Annotated in this window: 21 protein-coding genes, 2 tRNA genes and 3 rRNA genes; 2 read left to right on the top strand and 24 right to left on the bottom strand. The window is 35.4% G+C overall.

Going from position 1 to position 25,343, the window contains the following annotated elements; all coding sequences use genetic code 11:
* Positions 1-288 precede the first annotated feature (288 nt).
* The 21 genes from rrf to NSR03_RS02520 all read right to left on the bottom strand — a co-directional run bounded on the left by rrf (position 289) and on the right by NSR03_RS02520 (position 21,193).
* Positions 289-403: ribosomal RNA gene (gene rrf, locus NSR03_RS02620) — 5S ribosomal RNA — on the bottom strand.
* 81 nt (positions 404-484) lie between these two features.
* A 23S ribosomal RNA gene (locus NSR03_RS02615) occupies positions 485-3,408 on the bottom strand.
* A gap of 288 nt (positions 3,409-3,696) precedes the next feature.
* Positions 3,697-5,249, bottom strand: a 16S ribosomal RNA gene (locus tag NSR03_RS02610).
* Together the 16S, 23S and 5S rRNA genes with 2 tRNA genes alongside form the textbook arrangement of a ribosomal RNA operon.
* Before the next feature lie 141 nt (positions 5,250-5,390).
* A tRNA-Gly gene (locus NSR03_RS02605) sits at positions 5,391-5,464 on the bottom strand.
* A 26-nt stretch (positions 5,465-5,490) separates the two neighbouring features.
* Positions 5,491-5,573, bottom strand: a tRNA-Leu gene (locus tag NSR03_RS02600).
* A gap of 354 nt (positions 5,574-5,927) precedes the next feature.
* Entirely contained in the window at positions 5,928-6,386 is a 459-nt protein-coding gene (locus tag NSR03_RS02595) for a SprT family protein (protein ID WP_021339952.1), read from the bottom strand.
* Entirely contained in the window at positions 6,379-8,529 is a 2,151-nt protein-coding gene (locus NSR03_RS02590) for a Tex family protein (RefSeq protein WP_069813880.1), read from the bottom strand. Before NSR03_RS02590 ends, NSR03_RS02595 begins: the two co-directional genes overlap by 8 nt.
* Positions 8,530-8,703: 174 nt before the next feature.
* The gene (sigB, locus tag NSR03_RS02585) at positions 8,704-9,474 is read right to left on the bottom strand and encodes an RNA polymerase sigma factor SigB (protein ID WP_002507114.1); all 771 of its coding nucleotides are present in this window, start codon (positions 9,472-9,474) and stop codon (positions 8,704-8,706) included.
* A complete protein-coding gene (gene rsbW / locus NSR03_RS02580) occupies positions 9,449-9,931 on the bottom strand; it encodes an anti-sigma B factor RsbW (protein ID WP_002507113.1) in 483 nt (160 codons plus the stop codon). Before rsbW ends, sigB begins: the two co-directional genes overlap by 26 nt.
* A gap of 1 nt (position 9,932) precedes the next feature.
* The gene (locus NSR03_RS02575) at positions 9,933-10,259 is read right to left on the bottom strand and encodes an anti-sigma factor antagonist (RefSeq protein WP_002511417.1); all 327 of its coding nucleotides are present in this window, start codon (positions 10,257-10,259) and stop codon (positions 9,933-9,935) included.
* A gap of 79 nt (positions 10,260-10,338) precedes the next feature.
* A complete protein-coding gene (locus NSR03_RS02570) occupies positions 10,339-11,340 on the bottom strand; it encodes a SpoIIE family protein phosphatase (protein ID WP_002507111.1) in 1,002 nt (333 codons plus the stop codon).
* A 358-nt stretch (positions 11,341-11,698) separates the two neighbouring features.
* A complete protein-coding gene (locus NSR03_RS02565) occupies positions 11,699-12,061 on the bottom strand; it encodes a type II toxin-antitoxin system PemK/MazF family toxin (protein WP_002511418.1) in 363 nt (120 codons plus the stop codon).
* Complete coding sequence (mazE, locus tag NSR03_RS02560; RefSeq protein ID WP_002507108.1) at positions 12,058-12,228, bottom strand: type II toxin-antitoxin system antitoxin MazE; 171 nt, start codon at positions 12,226-12,228, stop codon at positions 12,058-12,060. Before mazE ends, NSR03_RS02565 begins: the two co-directional genes overlap by 4 nt.
* An 87-nt stretch (positions 12,229-12,315) precedes the next feature.
* Entirely contained in the window at positions 12,316-13,464 is a 1,149-nt protein-coding gene (alr, locus tag NSR03_RS02555; RefSeq protein WP_069802198.1) for an alanine racemase, read from the bottom strand.
* Between the two features lie 123 nt (positions 13,465-13,587).
* Entirely contained in the window at positions 13,588-13,938 is a 351-nt protein-coding gene (gene acpS, locus NSR03_RS02550; protein ID WP_021339949.1) for a holo-ACP synthase, read from the bottom strand.
* Positions 13,939-13,970: 32 nt separating this feature from the next.
* Positions 13,971-14,507 carry a PH domain-containing protein gene (locus tag NSR03_RS02545; RefSeq protein ID WP_069813882.1) on the bottom strand — a complete coding sequence of 179 codons (537 nt, stop codon included), beginning with the start codon at positions 14,505-14,507 and terminating at the stop codon, positions 13,971-13,973.
* Positions 14,500-16,005 carry a PH domain-containing protein gene (locus tag NSR03_RS02540; protein WP_069813884.1) on the bottom strand — a complete coding sequence of 502 codons (1,506 nt, stop codon included), beginning with the start codon at positions 16,003-16,005 and terminating at the stop codon, positions 14,500-14,502. The genes NSR03_RS02545 and NSR03_RS02540 overlap by 8 nt, the downstream gene beginning before the upstream one ends.
* On the bottom strand, positions 15,998-16,477 hold the full coding sequence (locus NSR03_RS02535) for a PH domain-containing protein (protein ID WP_069813886.1): 480 nt from the start codon (positions 16,475-16,477) through the stop codon (positions 15,998-16,000). Before NSR03_RS02535 ends, NSR03_RS02540 begins: the two co-directional genes overlap by 8 nt.
* Before the next feature lie 209 nt (positions 16,478-16,686).
* Positions 16,687-18,210, bottom strand: coding sequence for a degradosome RNA helicase CshA (cshA, locus tag NSR03_RS02530; RefSeq protein WP_069813888.1), 1,524 nt, complete (start codon positions 18,208-18,210; stop codon positions 16,687-16,689).
* Between the two features lie 544 nt (positions 18,211-18,754).
* Positions 18,755-20,110 carry a UDP-N-acetylmuramoyl-tripeptide--D-alanyl-D-alanine ligase gene (locus NSR03_RS02525; RefSeq protein WP_064783567.1) on the bottom strand — a complete coding sequence of 452 codons (1,356 nt, stop codon included), beginning with the start codon at positions 20,108-20,110 and terminating at the stop codon, positions 18,755-18,757.
* Positions 20,111-20,122: 12 nt separating this feature from the next.
* Entirely contained in the window at positions 20,123-21,193 is a 1,071-nt protein-coding gene (locus NSR03_RS02520; RefSeq protein WP_069813890.1) for a D-alanine--D-alanine ligase, read from the bottom strand.
* A 274-nt stretch (positions 21,194-21,467) separates the two neighbouring features.
* Here NSR03_RS02520 and rodA point away from each other — a divergent pair, with 274 nt between their 5' ends.
* A complete protein-coding gene (gene rodA / locus NSR03_RS02515) occupies positions 21,468-22,670 on the top strand; it encodes a rod shape-determining protein RodA (RefSeq protein ID WP_002507099.1) in 1,203 nt (400 codons plus the stop codon).
* A gap of 156 nt (positions 22,671-22,826) precedes the next feature.
* On the opposite strand, the gene NSR03_RS02510 is transcribed toward rodA, so the two are convergent.
* From NSR03_RS02510 to csoR, 3 genes are all read right to left on the bottom strand, one after another.
* Positions 22,827-22,967: an Lmo0850 family protein gene (locus tag NSR03_RS02510; RefSeq protein WP_002507098.1), complete on the bottom strand. Its 141-nt coding sequence runs from the start codon at positions 22,965-22,967 to the stop codon at positions 22,827-22,829.
* A 213-nt stretch (positions 22,968-23,180) separates the two neighbouring features.
* A complete protein-coding gene (gene csoZ / locus NSR03_RS02505; RefSeq protein WP_021339944.1) occupies positions 23,181-23,402 on the bottom strand; it encodes a putative copper chaperone CsoZ in 222 nt (73 codons plus the stop codon).
* Between the two features lie 5 nt (positions 23,403-23,407).
* Positions 23,408-23,701 (bottom strand): copper-sensing transcriptional repressor CsoR, encoded by a 294-nt coding sequence (gene csoR / locus NSR03_RS02500; RefSeq protein WP_002507096.1) that lies wholly within the window; start codon positions 23,699-23,701, stop codon positions 23,408-23,410.
* 143 nt (positions 23,702-23,844) lie between these two features.
* Here csoR and cls point away from each other — a divergent pair, with 143 nt between their 5' ends.
* Positions 23,845-25,329, top strand: coding sequence for a cardiolipin synthase (cls, locus tag NSR03_RS02495; protein ID WP_021339943.1), 1,485 nt, complete (start codon positions 23,845-23,847; stop codon positions 25,327-25,329).
* Positions 25,330-25,343 lie beyond the last annotated feature (14 nt).

Below are 25,343 nucleotides of genomic sequence, written 5' to 3'. Positions count from 1 at the left end.
TATTTAGAGTTTAGGAGCACTTATACAAAAGACTTGTCTTTTGTATCCCTCTTATTCTACTCTTGCGGAACGTAAGTCGGCTACCATTGACGCTAAGAAGCTTTTCTGGTGTAAGGCAAGCGTTCGTATCTTTTCTCACTTTCGCTCTTTCCTTACTCACTTACCGCTTGTAAGCTCGTCTCGTCTTTCACTCAGTTCGTCAGCTTCAAACGCTTTCTTAAACCAGATTTTTTTGGAAGTTAAGCTCCTTTTGCGCATAAAAAAAGAGACCCTTTCGGGTCCCTAATTGCCTGGCAACGTCCTACTCTTGCGGAACGTAAGTCCGACTACCATCGGCGCTAAGGAGCTTAACTACTGTGTTCGGCATGGGAACAGGTGTGACCTCCTTGCCATTGTCACCAGACAATGAACTGTATAAAAAATTATACATTCAAAACTAGATAGTAAGTAAAATTTGATAATGCCAAACAAAACACTTTTAAATTTGATTAAGTCTTCGATCGATTAGTATTCGTCAGCTCCACATATCGCTATGCTTCCACCTCGAACCTATTAACCTCATCATCTTTGAGGGATCTTATAACCGAAGTTGGGAAATCTCATCTTGAGGGGGGCTTCATGCTTAGATGCTTTCAGCACTTATCCCGTCCATACATAGCTACCCAGCGATGCCGTTGGCACGACAACTGGTACACCAGAGGTATGTCCATCCCGGTCCTCTCGTACTAAGGACAGCTCCTCTCAAATTTCCTGCGCCCACGACGGATAGGGACCGAACTGTCTCACGACGTTCTGAACCCAGCTCGCGTACCGCTTTAATGGGCGAACAGCCCAACCCTTGGGACCGACTACAGCCCCAGGATGCGATGAGCCGACATCGAGGTGCCAAACCTCCCCGTCGATGTGAACTCTTGGGGGAGATAAGCCTGTTATCCCCGGGGTAGCTTTTATCCGTTGAGCGATGGCCCTTCCATGCGGAACCACCGGATCACTAAGTCCGTCTTTCGACCCTGCTCGACTTGTAAGTCTCGCAGTCAAGCTTCCTTATGCCTTTACACTCTATGAATGATTTCCAACCATTCTGAGGAAACCTTTGAGCGCCTCCGTTACTCTTTAGGAGGCGACCGCCCCAGTCAAACTGTCCATCTGACACTGTCTCCCACCATGATAAATGGTGCGGGTTAGAAATCCAACACAGCAAGGGTAGTATCCCACCAACGCCTCGACGTAAGCTGGCGCTCACGTTTCAAAGGCTCCTACCTATCCTGTACAAGTTGTACCGAATTTCAATATCAGACTACAGTAAAGCTCCACGGGGTCTTTCCGTCCTGTCGCGGGTAACCTGCATCTTCACAGGTACTATGATTTCACCGAGTCTCTCGTTGAGACAGTGCCCAAATCGTTACGCCTTTCGTGCGGGTCGGAACTTACCCGACAAGGAATTTCGCTACCTTAGGACCGTTATAGTTACGGCCGCCGTTTACTGGGGCTTCGATTCGTAGCTTCGCCGAAGCTAACCACTCCTCTTAACCTTCCAGCACCGGGCAGGCGTCAGCCCCTATACATCACCTTACGGTTTAGCAGAGACCTGTGTTTTTGATAAACAGTCGCTTGGGCCTATTCACTGCGGCTCTCCTGGGCGTTAACCCTAAAGAGCACCCCTTCTCCCGAAGTTACGGGGTCATTTTGCCGAGTTCCTTAACGAGAGTTCGCTCGCTCACCTTAGAATTCTCATCTTGACTACCTGTGTCGGTTTGCGGTACGGGCACCAAAATTCTAGCTAGAGGCTTTTCTTGGCAGTGTGAAATCAACGACTCGAGGAAACAATTTCCTCTCCCCATCACAACTTGACCTTAAGAGTGCCGGATTTGCCTAACACTCAGTCTCATTGCTTGGACGTACAATCCAATAGTACGCTTCGCCTATCCTACTGCGTCCCCCCATCGCTTAAAACGAAATTTGGTGGTACAGGAATATCAACCTGTTATCCATCGCCTACGCCTATCGGCCTCAGCTTAGGACCCGACTAACCCAGAGCGGACGAGCCTTCCTCTGGAAACCTTAGTCAATCGGTGGACGGGATTCTCACCCGTCTTTCGCTACTCACACCGGCATTCTCACTTCTAAGCGCTCCACATGTCCTTGCGATCATGCTTCAACGCCCTTAGAACGCTCTCCTACCACTGTCCTTACGGACAATCCACAGCTTCGGTAATATGTTTAGCCCCGGTACATTTTCGGCGCAGTGTCACTCGACTAGTGAGCTATTACGCACTCTTTAAATGATGGCTGCTTCTAAGCCAACATACTAGTTGTCTGGGCAACGCCACATCCTTTTCCACTTAACATATATTTTGGGACCTTAGCTGGTGGTCTGGGCTGTTTCCCTTTCGAACACGGACCTTATCACCCGCGTTCTAACTCCTAAGATAAAATTGATTGGCATTCGGAGTTTGTCTGAATTCGGTAACCCGATAAGGGCCCCTCGTCCAAACAGTGCTCTACCTCCAATAATCATTACTTAAGGCTAGCCCTAAAGCTATTTCGGAGAGAACCAGCTATCTCCAGGTTCGATTGGAATTTCTCCGCTACCCACAACTCATCCGCTCACTTTTCAACGTAAGTCGGTTCGGCCCTCCATTCAGTGTTACCTGAACTTCAGCCTGGTCATGGGTAGATCACCTGGTTTCGGGTCTACGACCAAATACTCAACGCCCTATTCAGACTCGCTTTCGCTACGGCTCCACATTAACTGCTTAACCTTGCATCAAATCGTAACTCGCCGGTTCATTCTACAAAAGGCACGCCATCACCCATTAACGGGCTCTGACTACTTGTAAGCACACGGTTTCAAGTTCTATTTCACTCCCCTTCCGGGGTACTTTTCACCTTTCCCTCACGGTACTGGTTCACTATCGGTCACTAGAGAGTATTTAGCCTTGGGAGATGGTCCTCCCGGATTCCGACGGAATTTCTCGTGTTCCGTCGTACTCAGGATCCACTCAAGAGTGAACAAACTTTCGACTACAGGATTATTACCTTCTTTGATTCATCTTTCCAGATGATTCGTCTAATTTGTTCTTTTGTAACTCCGTATAGAGTGTCCTACAACCCCAACAAGCAAGCTCGTTGGTTTGGGCTCTTCCCGTTTCGCTCGCCGCTACTCAGGGAATCGATTTTTCTTTCTCTTCCTGCGGGTACTAAGATGTTTCAGTTCCCCGCGTCTGCCTTCAGATATGCTATGTATTCACATATCGATAACACGACATAACTCGTGTTGGGTTTCCCCATTCGGAAATCTCTGGATCAAAGCTTACTTACAGCTCCCCAAAGCATATCGTCGTTAGTAACGTCCTTCGTAGGCTTCTAGTGCCAAGGCATCCACCGTGCGCCCTTAATAACTTAATCTTTTCGACCTTCAACACGATAAAATCGGTTGAAAACCTAAAATGTTATTAATCTGTGAGTGTTCTTTCGAACACTAGCGATTATTTCTATTTTTTTGAATTCAAGCTTTTTAAAACTCTAATTCACTCGGTTTTGCTTGGTAAAATCATAAATTTTACTTACATATCTAGTTTTCAATGTACAAAATAACGCAATGAATACTCGTAATGAGCATTCAAAACTGAATGCAATATGTCAATGTCGTTCCTCTTCATCTTCTCAAGGAAGATGTTCCGAATATATCCTTAGAAAGGAGGTGATCCAGCCGCACCTTCCGATACGGCTACCTTGTTACGACTTCACCCCAATCATTTGTCCCACCTTCGACGGCTAGCTCCATAAATGGTTACTCCACCGGCTTCGGGTGTTACAAACTCTCGTGGTGTGACGGGCGGTGTGTACAAGACCCGGGAACGTATTCACCGTAGCATGCTGATCTACGATTACTAGCGATTCCAGCTTCATGTAGTCGAGTTGCAGACTACAATCCGAACTGAGAACAACTTTATGGGATTTGCATGACCTCGCGGTTTAGCTGCCCTTTGTATTGTCCATTGTAGCACGTGTGTAGCCCAAATCATAAGGGGCATGATGATTTGACGTCATCCCCACCTTCCTCCGGTTTGTCACCGGCAGTCAACCTAGAGTGCCCAACTAAATGCTGGCAACTAAGTTTAAGGGTTGCGCTCGTTGCGGGACTTAACCCAACATCTCACGACACGAGCTGACGACAACCATGCACCACCTGTCACTTTGTCCCCCGAAGGGGAAGGCTCTATCTCTAGAGTTTTCAAAGGATGTCAAGATTTGGTAAGGTTCTTCGCGTTGCTTCGAATTAAACCACATGCTCCACCGCTTGTGCGGGTCCCCGTCAATTCCTTTGAGTTTCAACCTTGCGGTCGTACTCCCCAGGCGGAGTGCTTAATGCGTTAGCTGCAGCACTAAGGGGCGGAAACCCCCTAACACTTAGCACTCATCGTTTACGGCGTGGACTACCAGGGTATCTAATCCTGTTTGATCCCCACGCTTTCGCACATCAGCGTCAGTTACAGACCAGAAAGTCGCCTTCGCCACTGGTGTTCCTCCATATCTCTGCGCATTTCACCGCTACACATGGAATTCCACTTTCCTCTTCTGTACTCAAGTTTCCCAGTTTCCAATGACCCTCCACGGTTGAGCCGTGGGCTTTCACATCAGACTTAAGAAACCGCCTACGCGCGCTTTACGCCCAATAATTCCGGATAACGCTTGCCACCTACGTATTACCGCGGCTGCTGGCACGTAGTTAGCCGTGGCTTTCTGATTAGGTACCGTCAAGATGTGCACAGTTACTTACACATTTGTTCTTCCCTAATAACAGAGTTTTACGATCCGAAAACCTTCATCACTCACGCGGCGTTGCTCCGTCAGACTTTCGTCCATTGCGGAAGATTCCCTACTGCTGCCTCCCGTAGGAGTCTGGACCGTGTCTCAGTTCCAGTGTGGCCGATCACCCTCTCAGGTCGGCTACGTATCGTTGCCTTGGTAAGCCGTTACCTTACCAACTAGCTAATACGGCGCGGGTCCATCTATAAGTGATAGCAAAACCATCTTTTACTTTAGAACCATGCGGTTCCAAATGTTATCCGGCATTAGCTCCGGTTTCCCGAAGTTATTCCAGTCTTATAGGTAGGTTACCCACGTGTTACTCACCCGTCCGCCGCTAACTTCAAAGGAGCAAGCTCCTTATCCGTTCGCTCGACTTGCATGTATTAGGCACGCCGCCAGCGTTCATCCTGAGCCAGGATCAAACTCTCCATAAATGAATTATGATGTTTGATTAGCTCATAAAATACTAATTTGTGTGTTATCTCTAACACGTTTGAACCAACAATTTAATGTTGTGTTCGGAATTAACGTTGACATATTGCAATTCAGTTTTCAATGTTCACTAATGTTTCTATTGGAGCGGGTGATGGGAATCGAACCCACAACATCAGCTTGGAAGGCTGAGGTTTTACCATTAAACTACACCCGCATTTTATTTATATGTAATATTTTTGATGCGGCCAAGAGGATTTGAACCTCCACGGGATTTCTCCCACTAGGCCCTCAACCTAGCGCGTCTGCCGTTCCGCCACGGCCGCTCGCAAAACGGTTTGTTTATCAAGTTAACATTATACATTGTAATATACCTTTAATGTTTTGTCAACACGTTTTTAAAGTTAATTTAATAAATTTAATACTTGCTTAACTCAATTGCCTATTAATTTCGCAACGTTTATTATCTTATAATATAATCGACTCATCGTCAACAGAAAAAGCAAACAAAAATGAGTAAAATGATCTAGTTATAAGTTGGATTTAACTATTGATGTTAAAATACACATTAAAAATCACCTAAATAGACCTTTATTACTTAAATTCCATTTATATTTTAATTCAAAATAAAAAGGGCGAGCTAAAACTAATCGTTTTAGCTCGCCTTTTTATAACAACTACTATGATTGCACAATGTCATGTTGAACCAATTTACCTTTACAATGTCCACACATCATTTTTGTCGTGTTAACTTTTCGTATCCTCGGAAATTGAGCACCGCATGTATTACATTTATAAATATACTTTGCTCGGTCTTCATATTTTTCTACAGCTGAACAGAACCTTGGAGCACCTGTTAACTTACTCAACGCTTTAAAATCCTTATCCTTATGTTGATATCCCTTTCCTTGTATGTGCAAATGATAATGACATAATTCATGTTTAATAATATCTTGAACTGCTTTTTCACCAAATTTAGTATACTGCTTATCATTAATTTCAATATTATGAGTTTGTAATAAGTAGCGACCGCCTGTTGTTTTTAAGCGTTTATTAAAATAAGCTTTATGCTTAAATGAGCGCTTAAAGTGCGTTTCAGATATAGTTTCTGTCAATCTTTGAAGGGTTTCATTATCCAAGTGGATCAATCATAGTTAATGATACCTTACCTTTTTTATCATCAATATCAAGTATCCAAACATCTACTATATCTCCAACGCTAACAATATCCATTGGATTCTTCACAAACTTCTTAGATAGTTTAGATACATGTACAAGTCCATCTTGTTTAACTCCAATGTCTACAAAAGCACCAAAATCTACAACATTTCTAACTGTACCACTTAACTTCATATTTTTTGCTAAGTCTTCGATTGATAAAACATCTGATTTTAGAATGGGCGTTTCAAATTCATCACGAGGATCTCTATTTGGAGCAATCAACGATTTTAAAATATCTTCTAATGTCGGTTGACCTATATTCAATTTCTCAGCCATTTCCGCAATGTTTAAGTGATTTAATGCTGATTTCAAATCTTCTGTGCCAAGATCTTCAGCTTTCATATTGATTTCATTTAATAATTGATACGTTGCTCTGTAGCTCTCAGGGTGAATCGAAGTATTATCTAATGGTTCGCTACCATCGACAATTCTTAAAAACCCAATACTTTGCTCAAATGTTTTAGCGCCTAAACGCTTAACTTTTGCAATATCTTTGTTATGTTTGATTGCTCCGTTTTCTTCACGATAGTTAATTATGTTTTGTGCAATCGTTGGTGATAGACCAGAAACGTATTGGAGTAGTGAGCGTGAAGCAGTATTAACATCCACACCTACTTGGTTTACTGCTGTTTCAACCACAAATGTTAACGCCGCTTCAAGTGCTTTCTGATTAACATCATGCTGATATTGACCTACACCTATTGATTTAGGGTCGATTTTAACAAGTTCACTCAATGGATCTTGCACTCTTCTACCAATTGAAACTGCACTACGTTCTTCAACTTGGAAATCTGGGAATTCTGTTCTAGCGACTTCTGATGCAGAATATACTGACGCACCCGCTTCATTCACAATAATGAATTGCACCTTCAAATGATGTTCTTGAATCATAGATGCTACAAATTGTTCAGTTTCGCGACTAGCTGTCCCGTTACCTATTGCTATCAGTTCTACGTCATAATCTTTTACAAATTTAACGAATATTTTCTCAGCATCTGCTTTTTTATTAATTGGAGGATGCGGATACATCACGCCTTTTGCAACAAATGTACCGAAAGGATTAATAACTGCAAGTTTGCAACCTGTTCTAAATGCTGGATCTACCCCAAGTATTTGTTTACCTTTCAATGGTGGTTGTAACAATAAATTCCTTAAATTTTCACTAAAGACATCAATAGCATGGTTTTCAGCTTTTTCTGTTAGATCTCCTCTTATTTCTCTTTCGATAGAAGGCATAATTAATCTTTTTAAGCTATCTTTAATGGCATCTTCAATTATATAATCACCCTCATGATTTGTAGTTATTTCATTTTTGCGAATGAAGTTTTCAATGCCTTGTGTATCCATTTCTAATTTTACTGATAATACTTTTTCTTTTTCTCCACGGTTCACAGCTAAGACTCTGTGGTTAGCAATTTTTTTCACTGGTTCGCTGTAATCATAATACATTGAAAATATTTCTTTTTCGTCTTCAGCATTCTTTTTCTTTTGTGTAATGATATTGCCATGTTGAAAAGTATCTTTAAGGATTTTAGTTCTATATTTAGGTGCATCCGAAACTAATTCTGCAATGATATCTTGTGCACCTTTTATAGCAGCTTCAATAGTTTCTATTTCTTCGTTTAAAAATTGTTGCGCTTTGTTTTCGATTGTTGTGTCTAAGTTAGATTGCTTTAGCCATTTTGCAAATGGTTCTAAGCCTTTTCTCTTTGCTTCCGTTGCTCTCGTTTTCTTTTTTTGTTTAAATGGTCTATATAAATCTTCAACACGTTGGAGTTTTGTTTGTTTTAAAATATCACTTTTTAAGTCTGTTGTTAATAAACCTTGTTCTTCTATATTATGTATAACTTCTTCTTTTCTTTTTTGAAGGTTAACCATATATTGATATTCATCATCTATTTGTTTAATTTCTACTTCATCTAATCCACCTGTTTGCTCTTTTCTATAGCGCGCTATAAAAGGTACTGTATTTTTATCCTCTAGGAGTAATAACACTGAATTAATTTGTTTTGTTGTGACATTGTATTTCTCTCTTATAGATTGTATTAGATTACTATCCATAGAATCCTCCGCTCATTTATTTCTTTTTTATTTTACTTCCTTTAACATTTTAACATATTTAATAGTAACCACTGTTCAAAACATCATGCTTTAATTAAAGTGATGCAACTAGTATAAAAATTAAAATAAGGCAGCTCCCTAATTTATAGGAATGCTGCCTTATATTTTATTCAATCATTGATTAGCGGCTTCTTGTAATTTCTTGATTGCTGTTCTTTGCAATCTTGAAACATGCATTTGGCTTAACCCAATTCTTTCTCCAGTTTCTTTTTGGCTTAAACCTTCAATAAATGTACATTGAATAATCTGTCTTTCTCTTTCATTTAATATTGGTAAAATTCTTTCTAATATCATACGTTTTTCAGTTAAATCATAATTGTCATCTTGTTGACCCATAATATCTAACAAAGTAACTGTAGAACCATCTTTGTCTGCTTCAATCGAATGGTCAACGCTTAACGCATTATAACTTTGACCCATTTCCATTGCTTCTAACACATCTTCTTCGTTTACTTCAAGACGATCCGCTATTTCTGCAATCGAAGGAGAACGTTCTAACTCATTCGTTAATTCATCAGTCACTTTTTTGATACGAGGTCCAATCTCTTTGATTCTTCTTGGTACATGGACACTCCATGTTTTATCACGTAAATAACGTTTAATCTCACCAATGACCGTTGGTACTAAAAAGGCTTCGAACTTTCTATCAAAGGATAAGTCAAATCGGTTTATTGCACCAATCAAACCAACCATACCAACCTGAACGAGGTCTTCGTGATGAGATTGACCTTTTGAATATTTATATGCCAATGATTCGATTAACTTTCTATAATGTCTTACGAGTTTATCTTGAGCATCTTTATTTTCGTCATTTTGATGCTGCGTTATCCATTGGTTAATTTGTTCAGGTGATACATCATTAACTGATTTCGACTCTTTCGCCATTATTTCGCACCTGCTCTTTTTTAATATACTTTATCATACTGATTGTTACGCCTGATTGTTTATCAACTGTAACTTCATCCATTAAAGATTCAATTAAAAACAGACCAAGACCGCCTTCTCTTAGGAAATCTATGTTTTCGTTTTCTTTATATGGCCCTAATTGTGCTTTTGTCTCTTCATAATCGAAACTTTCACCTTGATCTGAAATTACAATCTTGATTTTATCATCGAAAATTTCAAAGCATAGATTAATCATTCCCACATCTTCTGGGTCATCTTTATATGCATGTTTTACTGCATTCGTTACTGCTTCGCTCACTGCAATCTTCGCATCTTCAATGTCGTCATATGATGCACCTGCACGTGAAAAAACGCCTGACAGTGTTAAACGTATCAAACTCACATACTCTGCAGATGCTGGCAAACGCATTTCTATATAATCTTGTTTAAGTTGCATGTTATTCGACCTCCGTTCCTTCATTAACATGCATCAAATCTTTTAATCCTGTTATATCAAATAGTCGACTTATTCGATCTGAAACACCTAATATATATAATTCTTTATCATGTTGGTTTAACGCTTTTAATGTACCTACGAATACGCCTAATCCTGTTGAATCCATGTAACTCACATTTTCTAAATTTACATGTAAATCATGAGTTCCTTCTTGTCTCATCGGCACTAAAACTTCTTCTAATTCTGGAACAGTATAAACGTCCAGTTCTCCGCCAACTTTAACCTCGTAATGAGTATCATGTGTTACTGTTTCGATATTAAGATTCATAACATTACACTCCTAATTATAGTCTCATAATAACTTCCATACCCTTAAATTAAATAACTTAACCTTAATTATGCTAAAACTAATTAACTCTTTTTATAATTAGAATTGTTAAATCATCTCTTTTGTCAGGATTTTGTATTTTCAAAATCGCTTCATATAGAAGTTGAACGATATCTTGTGGATGCATGTGCTTATACTTGTGAATCATCGTTAAAAGATGCTTTTTGTCTAAGAAATCTCCTGCTTCATTTCTAACTTCTGTAACGCCATCTGTAAATATAATAACTAAGTCATCTAAATATACAGGGATTTCTTGTTGTTTATATCTCGTTTGCTCGCTGACACCTAACACTCTGCCTCTAACGCTGATTTCTTCAAATTCTTCAGTCTCTGCTCTATATACATATCCTGGTTCGTGTCCAGCAGAGCTACAATATAACAAATGGTTTAACTCTTCATATAGTCCGTAAAACATTGTTACAAACATATTCTGATTGACGTTTTTTTCTACTACTCGATTGAGACGCTTTAAACCGTCACTCGGAAGTTGAGAATGACCATAAGAGTCCATACCAAATTTTATCATACTCATTGCAAGCGCAGCTGGTATACCTTTACCTATAACGTCTGCCACTGCAAAACTCATCGTGCCATCTTTATGATCTATTAAGTTAAAATAGTCACCACTTACTTTTTGCGCTGCTACTGATATAACACCGATTTGTATGCTATCAAATTGAGGAATATCCGTTTTAAGCATTGTTTGCTGTAAACGAGAGGCTAAATCAATCTCTTTATCATGATATTGTAGACGATTTACTAATTGTTGATAATCTCTATAACTATACCCAAACCCTCTTACTACTTCTTTAAGCACATTAAAAGTTTCTAAAATTTGAGTTTCATTTAAATTTAAAACTCTGACATAATCTCTATGAATTTCAACTATATCTTCTGGTAATAAATCTCTTTTTATCACTTCATCGGTAAAGCTTTCACACTTTTTCTTTAGATCCGTAGCATCTAAAGTGTGTAAACTTTCGTCAATTAGCGCTTTATATTGATTTTTGAATTCTTCCATGTAGTAATTCCTCCTAAAAATACAAATATAAACCGCATACATCGGTTATAACAGATTTAAACGTACTATGTATGTAAGTAAAAATATCTTTTATAATGAACGAGCCTATCCTAGCTTTGTACTTGCTTGTATTGGCTACTCGCTATATATGATAAACACGCTCCAAATACCTAAAAAAGCTTTAGGATAACCTAAAGCTTTTCAAATTAAAACATCCCACTCAAAGGTATTAAACCACAAAACTAAAATTCTTAATTTTCCAATCACAATTAAATTACTAATTAAGTGGTAATTACATGTTATAGGGAATCGATATATAATTCACTATTTTATTAACTGTTTCTTAAACCTTTGAAAATCATGATTTACTATTTCTAACATTATGTAATCCTAAGCTTATATCTATGGCAACATTAACTTCTTTCATTTTACTTTCAGAAAGGTATGTTAATTTTTCTTTCAGCCTATTTTTATCTAAAGTTCTAATCTGCTCAAGCAGTATTACAGAATCTTTATCAAGCTTATATTTACTTTTTTCTATTTCTACATGTGTAGGTATTTTAGCTTTATTTATCCTACCAGTAATTGCAGCTACAATTACGGTAGGACTATATTTATTTCCAGTATCATTCTGTATGATAACGACAGGTCTTATTCCCCCTTGTTCAGACCCTTGAACTGGTGATAAATCAGCTAAATAAACGTCTCCTCTTCTCATCATTCATTGTTATTCTTAGAGCTGAGGTAAACTTCATTGCAATCACAAGCTTCACATTCAAATGGAAATGCTTCTGCTGCAAGGGAGAGATTTAAGTCGGCCATTTGTGAATAGCCTTCTTTTAATAGTTGTTCAATACTATGGTTTCTGCTTTGATTAAAACTTGCCATGAATAAAGACCTCCATGTTACTAAAATAGAATATATTGAGATTCGTTGTTAGACTTATAATAACAAATTTTACATTAAGTGACTATACTATTTTAGTAATTCATTGCGAATTTCTAAGTCTTGCGTCCCATGATAAATTCTAGGAAGCCTTCTATTTAGTCTACATAACACTTCATAATTAATGGTCTGTTGCTGTCGTCCCAGAGCTTCTGCTGATTGTCGACTATCACTATGGTGATCCATTAAAATGACTTTATCACCTGTATTAACTTCTTCAGGAATTTTAATTATTGTTTGATCCATGCACACTTTTCCAATTACTTCACATTGGTACCCATTCACATTCACACTAAATCCTGTCATCATTCTTGGATAACCATCTGCATATCCTACTGGAATAATTCCAATTTTTGTAGGTTCTTTTGCTGTATATATACTTCCATAACTCACAGATTCTCCAGTTTGCAATACTTTAGTTTGAACGACTTCACTAATCCATTGTGCACTTGGTTTTAAATGTATCTTCACTTTTGATTTAACGTACTCTGAAGGATAGTAGCCATATAATGATATGCCTATTCTAACCGTATTACAAAACTGACTGTCTTTCATTAATGCGCCTGCAGAATTCTGAGAATGTATATAATTGGGCTTTTCTACCTGCTCAACAATTCCTTCAAAATAGGCTTGTTGTTTATTCATCGAATCACCCGGTTCATCAGCACATGCGAAATGTGTAAACACGCCCTCAAAAACTAAATGGTCATGTGATTGAATCAAATCAATAACTTCCTTGTACTCATCCACATCTTTTATTCCTAACCTACCCATGCCAGTATCTAATTTAGCGTGAAGCCACAAATCTTTTTTATTATCGGTTGGAATTTCTTCAATAGCCTCAGCGAGCCATACTTTAGATGGCACCGTAATTGCTACTCGATGTTGTATTGCTTTGTTTATGTTATATGTTGGAATAACTCCAAGTACAAGTATTTTTGCATTAATTCCATGCATACGAAGTTCAATTGCTTCATCTAATGTTGCAACAGCGAAAAACTCAGCTCCATTTTCCATTAATTGACGTGCAATTTTAATGCTACCAAGTCCATAACCATTCGCCTTAACTACTGGCATAACTGTTTTGTTTGGATGTAATGTTTGAAACACTTGAAAATTCGAAACAATAGCATTTAAATCTACATTCAAGTATGTCGATCTATAATACTTATCAGACATTAAGCATGTACCTCCTATTTCATTAAATAACTTTCACTAATTTTTTATAATAAATCAATTTTATAACAATGATGATAGGATAACCAAATTAAACATACTGGAATTTAGAAATTTTTTAATAAATTAAACTTCTAAAATGACTTGACTCATAGCATAATGTTCCGTATGTGTTATACTTACATGCACTTTAAAGCCTTCATAGGTAATACAAGGCTTACCATTTTCATCGTTAAAACAATCAATGTCATTAAATGCTACTGTTTTTCCTAGCCCCGTACCTAGCGCTTTACTAAAAGCCTCTTTACAAGCAAATCTACCTGCAAGAAATTCCATTTTACGTTGTTCATTTTTGAAACAATTAAATTTTTGTTGTTCATTGGTAGTTAATATACGTTCTAGCAATTTCTCTTGTCTGCTATAAAGTTTTTTTATTCTTGTTATCTCTATTAAATCTACACCTATACCGTGTATCATAAGTCTCCCCTCGCTCATATAAAGATATTGATCTATTTTAAATCACTATCTTTATAATGTTCAATTTCTGAAGCTTCATTTTCTGTTACATCAATTGCTTTATTAACATTTTTTATTTTGTACTTTAATGTAGCCGCTATATCTTTGTCGATAAGTTTAATCTCAGTATTTCCGCCTGCTGTCGATAACGTTAAACTTGCTAATTTATATTTGCGCATTAAAATACCTTCGTGTGTATCGACATTTTGAATTCTGAATAATGGGATATTGATTACTGAAACAAACCATAAACCATTTCTTACAGTGATTTCATTTTCACCTAGTTTGTATCTAAAGATTTGGTACCGGTACGCAGGAATTAAAATAGCACCTAGTAGCAATTGAATTACAATAATAATTATACCAATAATTAAAACCCACATCATCGTATTGGAGTTAAGCCATTGCAACCACAGTCTATTAATTATATAAACAACTGCTAAAATTAATACAAATATTACAGTTACAATATATGCCGAGAGACGCATGACTGTTTTTCCAGATTTATCCATATAATTATATTCATTCATGATGCTCACCTCTCAAATACCAATTTTGAAGTGTTTCAACTTCTTTATAATTATTAAATTTCAAACCGATTGCTTCACTACCCGCAGCTTTTGCAATGATAAAATTGAAATTACCTAAATCACTATTTATTAAAAATGGATTTCGTTTAATTTCCATACCTAGTATTTTATCATGCTTGAAATACGTATTTTTGAATCCAAACATAGTTACATTACGTACTACAAGTTCATCATTTCGTACTTTTAATCCAGATGATTTAATAACTATAAGGCTATGAATAATTAGTAGTAAAATCATAATCGCTGCGATAAGAAATGACCAAGGTAACCAGAAATAATTAACAATAGTTGCAAGCACTAGCAATATGACTGTTTCTTGCCAAAAGTGCCTATGGAAACCTCTCCAAGGCATACCCTTTTCCGCATTTTCAAATGCCATACTAGGGATAAGTGATTTAATGATTTCGAATGCTTTTTTTCGTTTAATAAAAGGTAAAATCATAACATTTCCATCTAATGAAATATCCTCTTTATCATTACCATTCATATCGCTCGTAATCACAAAATGTATAGACGTAAAACCGAATAGTTTTCTTAAGAAAGATTGTCTTTCAACTACAGCTTGAACTCTATCAGTTGGCACCGTGATACTTTTAACATTAAATAAACCATATCGGATATTCAATTGATTATCATTTTGCGTCACTGTGTAGTTATAGTTTTTTATAATTACAATCAATGTACCCAATATATAACTTGCGATAATGATAGTCGCAACCATTATTAACACAATCACAAAAATCGCTTGAGAAATCCGAGCAAATTCACCAGTGAGCCATTCCCATGGTATCACTTCTGAAAAGGCACCAATTATCGGTGAAATGGCTGCAAACGCCACGCCTATAGCTCCACTCGTTAATGCCATAAACAGTAATTCTTTAAAATTAAGCTTATATAAGCGCACAGGTTCTGATAGTTGTTCCGGATTATCTCCATTATCCTCTGGTTCAGGTATGCTAGTTAAATTTGGTTCTTCATTTTGACTAGTTAATTCTCGTTGTTTTTCTTTAATCGTACGTTGTATTAACTCACTTTGTTTTTTAGAAACAGTGTCTAAATCAATACCATCACTCGGTGTTTTGATTTGTAATTTCATACCACCTACGATTTGATTTATAATGCCTTGTGATGTATCTAATGTTTGTATACGACGGATATTAAGTTCTTTTCTTTCTTTAGTAAAGATACCCGTTGCTAAAACAAAATGATCATTTTCAATCCAATATGTCGTGTTATAAACTTTTAATACTTGAGCTACAAATGAAAATAAAAAGAAAGCAAAAACGATAGCTGGAAATATGTACGAAGTTATATTTGTAAAATCAAAATCCTGAATATTAAATACTAGAAAAATAATAATCAAAAAAATATTTTGCTTAATAGCTTCAATAACACCAGTTAAATAAGAAATAGGATGTAACTTTTGAGGATTATACATCAAAATCAGCTCCTCTCAAGTAATTGAGTGTTAGTAATTCGAATGACTTCGCATCATCCGTAGACATCAGAGGAAAACTAACTTTATGACCAGCAGTAATTAATGTAGTTTTAGACAGTCCCATTTTCTTCAAAATCGGGTTATTCTGCCTTTCAATAAACTGTGTGCGTTCCAATTTCACTATTTTTTTAGATTTAAAGAAGAAATCATATTTTACTTCTATATAATTTTCCTTAATTCTATAATATGTGTATTTAATTTTAATCCAGGGTCTAACCAATAAATACATAAAATCAAACACTATAAAAGCAACGATTAAATATACAATGAAATGCCACCAATTAAAGTGACTCCATAAAAATATTAAAATAACCGAAACGATCAAACTAACAATAAATTCCAGTCCTTCGATTATGTAGTAATACTTCATAGCTTGTTTAGGACTTCTGTTAAATAGTTGGTCGTTAGTCATATATACACTCCTTAATTAAGATTTCAATTTATTATAACATAGCTTTTATAGTCATTTCATTCCTCATTTAAAATTTATAAACATCTATTCTAATATTAAATATATTGCACTTAATATTTATTACTAGAATAGCTTTTCTTAAAAAACAAAAAAATCATCCCACATGAGTGGAATGATTAAACCTAAATTTCATATATGATAAATTATTTTTAATTTTTGTGGTCAGCGAATGTGCGACCTTTCATTGATTTCTTATTGCTATTGTTTCTATCAGAAGACTTTTCGTTCTTCTTATTATTGTTGTTGAATCCGCCTTTTGAACGACGATTTTTGTTATCAAATTTATTACCACGTTTATTGTTGCCTTGACCGCCACGTTTTGGTCCGCGGCCTTGACGACCACCTTTACCACGAGATAATGGTTTTTCAAATGTTAATTGAACATCAACTTCATCATTTGATTCAACCAATTCTTGTAATAATGAAGCAACTAAATCAACATCACTATATTCTTCAATTAATTCTGAAGCAATACGTTGTAATCTTGGTTCATTTTCTCTAGACATCCACTTTTCAACTTTACCTTTAATATCGTTTTCACGCGCTTTAAGCACTTCTTTACGATGAGGTGGTCTCATTGCAGTCATTTGTCTCTTGTTTGCTTGTTCAATCTGACGGATGTAATCCATTTCAATTGGGTTCACAAATGTGATTGCTACACCTTTTTTACCAGCACGACCAGTACGGCCGATTCTGTGTGTATAACTTTCAGTATCTTGAGGAATATCAAAGTTATAAACATGACTTACGTTTGAAATATCAAGTCCTCGTGCTGCAACATCTGTTGCAACTAAGATATCTAATTGATCATTTTTGAATTTTTTCAATACTTCCAAACGTTTCGCTTGAGTAATGTCACCATGTAAACCTTCAGCTTTGTAGCCTTTAGAGATTAACGCACTTGTTAATTCATCTACACGACGTTTAGTACGGCCGAATACAATAGCTAATTCTGGTTGGTGCACATCTAATAAATTCGTAAATGTATCGAATTTTTCCAATTCTTTTACGATTGTATAGTATTCTTCGATTTGTGGATTAGACATTTCGTTATTCATTGTTTTAACAATTACTGGTGTTTTCATGAATTGTTGAACTAATGTTTGAATAGCTTTTGGCATTGTAGCTGAAAACAACATTGTTTGGCGTTGTGAAGCTGGAATTTTATCCATGATAAATTTCATATCATCGATGAAGCCCATGTTCATCATTTCATCCGCTTCATCTAATATAAGCGTATGAACATCATTAGTTTTTAATGTACGACGGTTAAGGTGATCAATCACACGACCTGGTGTACCTACAACGATTTGCGGTCCTTTTTTAAGTGACTTGATTTGACGGTCGATCGGCATACCACCAAATACAGTAACAACTTGTACGTTTTGACCTTTAGCAAATTCTCTGATTGATTCAGCTACTTGCATAGCTAATTCTCTTGTTGGTGCAAGGATTAATGATTGTACGCCTTCTTTGTCTGCCACTTTTTCAACAAGTGGAATACCAAACGCACCAGTTTTACCTGTGCCTGTTTGAGCTTGACCAAGAACGTCTTTGCCTTCTAAGGCAAGAGGGATACTCTCTTTTTGTATAGGAGTGGCGTCATCGAACCCCATTGATGCTAGGGTTTCTGCCATCTTATCTGAGAGCCCTAATTCTTTAAATTTTTGCAATATAATTCTCCTTTATTTATCTGTATTTCTATACATATATGTTCACTTAAGTTTCTTCAACTTCTTAATAGTACCACCTCAAGTATATAATCGCAATAAACCAAATTTGATTAAATGCAATAACTTTGCTTGTTTTAAAATGTTTTAAAACACCAAAAATACCGAAATATATAGGTTGTAAGCGTTTAACTTTATTCTGTAAACTTACTTTATACCCTCTTAAAAAAATTTATTAATTTATTTATTCTGTTAATTGTCAGAATATTTTACTTGTAAGATATGGCTTATTCACTCCTTATTTAAATTAAATTCAAGAAATTCTTTAACTGAAATTACATTGGTACCGACATTAAGCTTAACTGTATGTTTCTTTAATGAAATTATGAAACGTCGTTATTTTTTCAATATGAGTATGTCAATTACATTTAAGTGTGATAACTTTATAAATACTTGTTGCCTTTTATAAGTTTTCCCGTTTTAGCAAAATAAAAACGAGCTGTTAGACTTCTAATCAAATTCTAACAACTCGTTATTTTGTTAATGTTTAAATTAAAGCTTCGACAACCTCTTCTAGTTTCATTCCTCTAGAACCTTTGACTAAAATTTTATCCTCAGATTGAACATAATTTTGTAAAGTTGTTATCAATGCTTGCTTATCTTCGTAATGTTCTGCTTGTGTTACATGCGCTTTGCCCGTGTTACTAATAAATTTTGAAGCTGCCCCAAAAGTAAATAATGCATCAATATTTTTACCTTCTAAGTATCGACCTACATTTTCATGCATCATCTGACTATCTGGACCTAACTCTAAAACATCTCCAAGTACAATAATTTTTCTACCTTTCATAATTGAAAGCGTATCAATTGCTGCTTTCATACTTGTAGGACTCGCGTTATATGCATCATTAATGACTAATTTATTGTCACTGGTATAATGTTGTTCCATTCTCATACCTGTAAGTTCTACTTTACGTAAGTTATTAAAAATTATGTCATGGCTCAAGCCTAACCTTTTACCAACAGCGATAGCAATTGTTGCATTCTTCATATTATGTTCACCTAAAATAGGTAAATCGAATCTTTCTTCCCCGTTAATATTAAATACGATACCTGCATTTTCAATATCTTCAATCTGACAAACAAGTGTGTTGTCTTTGTCTTTACCAATACTTACTATATCTGCATCTAGTATTTTCGTAACGTGAGATTCTAATAATGGCTCATCACCATCATAAATAAAGACGCCATTTGATCTTAAGCCTGTGATAATTTCAGCTTTTGCTTGGGCAATACCTTCTCTAGAACCTAAATCTTGCATATGTGATTCACCAATATTAGTAATTATTGCTATATTGGGTTCGGCTAAATTTGACAATAACTCAATTTCATTGAATCCAGACATTCCCATTTCTAAAATTGAAATCTCAGTATCTTGATCCAATTCTAATATTGTTAATGGTAATCCGATTTCATTATTGTAATTGCCTTGTGTTTTTTTAACTTTAAATTGTGGTTTTAAAACACTTTCAATCATGTCTTTGGTAGTCGTTTTACCATTTGAGCCTGTTACTGCAATGACTTGAGGCCCAACAAATTCTAAATAAGCTTTAGCTAATTGTTGTAACGCTTTAAGTGTATTCTCAACCCATATCACTGGACCGTCTATGTTTTTATCTAAAGTTACATCTTTTTGATAAAATACTGCACCTGCCCCATCTTTCAGTGCTTGTGCGACGTATTTATGTCCATCTACATTTTCACCTTTAAAAGGAATGAATAAATTTTGATTGTTAATTACACGTGAATCAATAGAAACACCTTTAATCGTATGATCTAAATATTCATTATCAATGTCACATGGAATCCATTCTTTGATTTGTTCTAAAGTTACTTCAATCATTATTCATTCGCCTCAGTCAATTTTGTATTTATTTTGTTTCTTATCTTCATGCTTTTCTTTCGCTAATTCAATTAATCTTTCAATTAATTCAGCATATGTTACACCCATGTTTTCCCAAAGTCTTGGATACATACTAAAAGCAGTAAAACCTGGCATTGCATTTGTTTCGTTAATAAAAATTTGATTGTCTTCAGTGACAAAGAAATCAGCTCGTAACAAACCAGAACAATCTGTCGCTTTAAATGCTTCGACTGCCATATTTCTTAATGTTGTTTGTACTTCTTCATCTAAATCAGCAGGAATATCTAATTTTATTTTTCCATCTTTGTACTTAGCTTTGTAATCATAGAATGCTACTTCTTTAATCACTTCACCTGGCGCAGTCGTTTCAGGATAGTCATTACCAAGTACAGCTACTTCTATTTCTCTCGCATCAATACCTTGTTCAATTACTAATTTACGGTCAAATTGGAATGCTTCTTCAATACCAATTTTCAATTCTTCTTCATTATTACATTTACTAATACCAACACTAGAACCTAAGTTTGCTGGTTTTACAAATACTGGATATTCTAACTTGTCATGTACAAGTTTCAAAATGTTACTTTCATATTTATGATATTCACTTCTTAAAAAGCTCACATAAGGTAGTTGAGGTAATCCTCTATGCGCGAATAATTGTTTCATAACAAGTTTATCCATCGAACTTGAGGCAGCTAAAACACCGTTTCCTACATATGGTATATCTAATACTTCAAACAAACCTTGAATTGTACCATCTTCACCATTCGGTCCATGTAATACTGGGAAAACTGCACTATAGGCGTTCCCTGTGCTACCAATACTAAGTAGTTGAGAGATTTCACCTGCAGCAACATCTGTTAAACGTAAAGTGTCTATTTCATTTATAGTGTCTACGATATTTTCTTTCTTTTTCCAGTCACCTTCATTTGTTATGTAAATGATGTCTATTTGATATTGATCTTTATCTATTGCGTTTAAGACATTTTGTGCTGTTAATATTGAAACATCGTGTTCCGCACTTTTTCCTCCGTATACGATACATACATTTTCTTTAGCCATACTTTAGCCTCCATATACAATTCTTAAACTACATCATATCACGATTTAATATTTTTTTGCATTTGTTAAGTAGTATAAAAACTTTTTATTTTTCAATTTAGTATATGGCACTTTACAATGGATTAAAAGTAATAACTTTAACTCATCAATATATAGTTATCTTATTATAATTTTTCAATTTGGCACCCTACTTCTAGCAATATACATTAAAGTTCGGTAAAATCTATATATATTACAAAGTTAAAGAAAACTAAGCTTTTCAAAGGAGTAAGAAATGAGTACTTCACGTCAATTAAAAAACAACCATTGGATACGGCGAGTCGACTGGACTTTAGTAGGCTTCCTCGTATTGTTAGCAATTATTAGTGTAACAATAATCAACTCAGCTATGGGTGGCGGTCAATATAGCGCCAACTTTGGCATTAGGCAAGTTCTGTATTATGTCCTTGGCGGATTCATAGCATTTTTAATCATGTTAGTTTCACCTAAGAAACTAATGAAATATACATATTTACTGTACTTTCTTTTTTGCGCAGCCTTATTTATATTAATCATTATTCCAGAAACACCGTTCACACCTGTTATAAATGGTGCAAAGAGTTGGTATAAACTAGGTCCAATCAGCGTACAGCCTTCAGAATTTATGAAAATAGTATTGATATTGGCGCTTGCTAAACTAATCTCAAAGCATAATCAATTTACTTTCAATAAATCATTGGAGACAGATTTTAAATTACTGCTGAAAATTTTTGGTATTTCCATTATTCCTATGGGCCTTATCCTACTGCAAAACGACTTGGGCACAACGCTTGTTATTTGCGCCATTATTGTTGGTGTAATTATAGTGAGTGGTATCACATGGAAAATAATTGCACCATTATTTATTACAGTATTTCTCTTAGCATCAAGTATCATCTTATCTATTATTTTCAAACCATCACTTATAGAGAATAGTTTGGGTATTAAAACTTACCAACTCGGACGCATTAGTTCATGGTTAGATCCTTATACTTATAGTAGTGGCGACGGCTATCATTTAACAGAATCACTTAAAGCCATTGGATCTGGTCAACTATTTGGTAAGGGATTCAATCAAGGTGAAGTATATATCCCTGAAAATCATACTGATTTTATTTTCTCCGTTATTGGAGAAGAGTTTGGATTCATTGGCTCAGTTATTTTAATTCTAGTGTTTTTAGGACTAATGTTTCACCTAGTTAGACTTGCAACTAAAATTGAATCACCATTCAGCAAATTATTTATTATTGGTTACACAGCACTAATTCTATTCCACGTGTTACAAAATATAGGTATGACAATACAATTATTACCTATCACTGGTATTCCATTACCATTTATAAGCTATGGTGGTAGTTCCTTATGGAGTTTAATGTGTGGTATTGGTGTATTATTATCTATTTCTTATCATCAACCAAAACAGTACTCACCTGACGTTCAAAAACAAGCTCAAAAATAAAATCATTTTAATTTTTACTTCTAAAAAATAACTGTTACAATCATCTCAATGATCGTAACAGTTATTTTTTTACCAATTATTAAATAAAACAGGTTTCTGTATAACAAAAAAAACGACTGGAGCACACTGCTCCAATCGCTTAGTTAGGTAACTTTACTATTTCAGTTCGTTAGCGGCTTTCACAGTTGTCGGCAAAGTCTGCATAACTTCTAATCTTGATTTGGTTTTCTTTATGTTTACCCCTAATGATGATAATAGTTTAACTACATTTTGAATCTTTTCGTTATCTTTACTCATATCATCACCCCTAAATTACTTGCTTCTACTATATCTTACCCTATTTAATTACTAAATACTACATTATATTCAAAATTTTTTTATTATAGTCAAATATTTAGTCAATTTTATTGTATAATTACATCGTAAAAATAATTTTCCTTTGTAAAATAAGTTTTCAAAAGTAACAAAAACCAGTTAAAGTGAAACTGTACTCTTTTTTAATATTTCAATTTAATATAAAATTTCATATCCTAAATCATAAACTTCTTTTTCTAAATTATTTAAACTTGCAGGGGTTTCAAAATCAATGAAAATTTTGCCATTATTGCTTTCTATTTCTATGTTGACTTGGTGTACACCGTGTAATTGCTTAAGCTGCTGTTCAATATGTTTTTGTTGTGTTTCATTTTCTATACCGGAAATATAAATAACTTTTGTTACCACTACGTTCACCTTGCCTAATCCTTCATTAATTTTTGAAATGTAACCAATAGTTCTTCCATAGCTTCTTCTTGTTGACCCTGCTCTACTTTTTCCATAATACAACTTTTCATATGATGGTCTAATAATTTAGTAGCAACACCATTTAAAGCCGATCGAGTGGCTCTAATTTGTGTGAGCACGTCATCACAATAAACATCTTCATCTACCATGCGATTAATTGCTCTCACTTGGCCTTCTATACGATTTAATCTTGATTTTAAATTAGATTTAATTTGTTCTGAGTGATGCGCTTTTTGTATTTCCGCCATATATTACACGCCTCCTAATAATTTCAATTATATGATATACCCCTAGGCGGTATTAGTCAAATGATAAAACCTTATATTCATGTTACAATAATTAAGACTTTTATAGTACTTTAATTAACTGAAATTCATTTTGGAGGTTTAATATGATAGATATATTTTCTTTAACGTTTAACAACACAAACGTTATTCTTAACATCATTTTTCTTGGCGCATTTATATTAAACCTTATCTTTGCCTTCACAATTATTTTTATGGAACGACGTTCGGCTGGTGCCGTGTGGGCGTGGCTGTTAGTGTTAGTCTTCATACCTATATTAGGCTTTATCATCTATCTATTGTTTGGACGACAAATTCAGCGAGACCGTATTTTCACCTTAGATGAAGAAGATAAAATAGGTATTGAAATGATTGTTAATGAACAATTAGAAGCCTTAAAGAACGATGAATTTTCAAAAGGTAATCATCAAATTGTTAAATTTAAAGATATGGTTCAAATGTTGTTATACAATAATGCTGCCTTTTTAACAACAGATAATGATATTGATATCTTTACAGATGGTAGAGAAAAGTTTGATGCACTTATTAAAGATATAAACGAGGCAAAGGATTATATCCATATCCAATACTATATCTTTAGAAATGACGACTTAGGTAAACGTATTTTAATAGCGCTCGAGCAAAAACTTGAGCAAGGGTTAGAAGTGAAGATGCTTTATGATGACATGGGCTCACGTAGTTTATCACTTAAAGATTTTAAATCATTTCGAAACAAAGGTGGTAAAGTAGAAGCCTTTTTCCCTTCTAAATTGCCATTAATCAATTTAAGAGTGAACAATCGAAATCACCGGAAATTAGTGATTATCGATGGACATATTGGTTACATTGGTGGTTTTAATGTTGGTGATGAATATTTAGGATTAAAGAAAAAATTTGGTTACTGGAGAGATACACATTTACGAATTGTTGGCGATGCTGTCAATGCACTTCAATTACGTTTTATGCTTGATTGGAACGTTCAATCAACACGCGATAATTTGAAATACGCTGAACGTTATTTTCCTGATGTGGATTCTGGAGGTACGATTGGTGTCCAAATCGCATCTAGCGGGCCAGACGAAGAATGGGAGCAAATCAAATATGGTTATTTGAAAATGATTACTTCTGCTAAACAATCTATTCATATTCAATCTCCTTACTTTATTCCTGACCAATCATTCTTAGACGCGATAAAAATCGCAGCATTAGGTGGCGTCGATGTGAATATCATGATCCCTAATAAACCTGACCATCCATTTGTATATTGGGCTACCTATAATAACGTAGCATCACTGTTAGATGCAGGTGCCAATATTTTCCATTACGATAATGGATTTTTACATTCAAAAATACTGCTTATAGATGACGAAGTTGCGAGTGTGGGTACTACAAATATGGATCACCGAAGCTTTACTTTAAATTTTGAAATTAATGCTTTTATTTATGACACATTCATAACGAAAGAACTTAAAGCCACTTTTGAAAAAGATTTAGCCTTATCCTATCGACTAACAAAAGAGGAGTATGAGAAGCGAAGTTTGTGGATTAAATTTAAAGAAGGTATTGCAAGACTTATATCACCTATTTTGTAATAATTTAACTCTGT

Origin of the sequence: Staphylococcus sp. FSL W8-1207, assembly GCF_038003745.1 — a bacterium.
Lineage (GTDB): Bacteria > Bacillota > Bacilli > Staphylococcales > Staphylococcaceae > Staphylococcus > Staphylococcus equorum.
This window is presented reverse-complemented; position numbering and strand designations above follow the sequence as displayed.

What these genes read in the sequence shown, in the direction of transcription:
- mazE (WP_002507108.1), bottom strand. Translation starts at nt 12,228, where the DNA reads ATGGCAAGTTTTAATCAAAGCAGAAACCATAGTATTGAACAACTATTA.
- rsbW (WP_002507113.1), bottom strand. Translation starts at nt 9,931, where the DNA reads ATGCAACTTAAACAAGATTATATAGAAATGCGTTTGCCAGCATCTGCA.
- NSR03_RS02570 (WP_002507111.1), bottom strand. Translation starts at nt 11,340, where the DNA reads ATGGAAGAATTCAAAAATCAATATAAAGCGCTAATTGACGAAAGTTTA.
- rodA (WP_002507099.1), top strand. Translation starts at nt 21,468, where the DNA reads ATGAGTACTTCACGTCAATTAAAAAACAACCATTGGATACGGCGAGTC.
- NSR03_RS02510 (WP_002507098.1), bottom strand. Translation starts at nt 22,967, where the DNA reads ATGAGTAAAGATAACGAAAAGATTCAAAATGTAGTTAAACTATTATCA.
- NSR03_RS02525 (WP_064783567.1), bottom strand. Translation starts at nt 20,110, where the DNA reads ATGATTGAAGTAACTTTAGAACAAATCAAAGAATGGATTCCATGTGAC.
- csoR (WP_002507096.1), bottom strand. Translation starts at nt 23,701, where the DNA reads ATGGCGGAAATACAAAAAGCGCATCACTCAGAACAAATTAAATCTAAT.
- cls (WP_021339943.1), top strand. Translation starts at nt 23,845, where the DNA reads ATGATAGATATATTTTCTTTAACGTTTAACAACACAAACGTTATTCTT.
- alr (WP_069802198.1), bottom strand. Translation starts at nt 13,464, where the DNA reads ATGTCTGATAAGTATTATAGATCGACATACTTGAATGTAGATTTAAAT.
- NSR03_RS02590 (WP_069813880.1), bottom strand. Translation starts at nt 8,529, where the DNA reads ATGGATAGTAATCTAATACAATCTATAAGAGAGAAATACAATGTCACA.
- NSR03_RS02520 (WP_069813890.1), bottom strand. Translation starts at nt 21,193, where the DNA reads ATGGCTAAAGAAAATGTATGTATCGTATACGGAGGAAAAAGTGCGGAA.
- NSR03_RS02565 (WP_002511418.1), bottom strand. Translation starts at nt 12,061, where the DNA reads ATGATGAGAAGAGGAGACGTTTATTTAGCTGATTTATCACCAGTTCAA.
- NSR03_RS02540 (WP_069813884.1), bottom strand. Translation starts at nt 16,005, where the DNA reads ATGTATAATCCTCAAAAGTTACATCCTATTTCTTATTTAACTGGTGTT.
- acpS (WP_021339949.1), bottom strand. Translation starts at nt 13,938, where the DNA reads ATGATACACGGTATAGGTGTAGATTTAATAGAGATAACAAGAATAAAA.
- NSR03_RS02535 (WP_069813886.1), bottom strand. Translation starts at nt 16,477, where the DNA reads ATGACTAACGACCAACTATTTAACAGAAGTCCTAAACAAGCTATGAAG.
- sigB (WP_002507114.1), bottom strand. Translation starts at nt 9,474, where the DNA reads ATGGCGAAAGAGTCGAAATCAGTTAATGATGTATCACCTGAACAAATT.
- NSR03_RS02545 (WP_069813882.1), bottom strand. Translation starts at nt 14,507, where the DNA reads ATGAATGAATATAATTATATGGATAAATCTGGAAAAACAGTCATGCGT.
- NSR03_RS02575 (WP_002511417.1), bottom strand. Translation starts at nt 10,259, where the DNA reads ATGAATCTTAATATCGAAACAGTAACACATGATACTCATTACGAGGTT.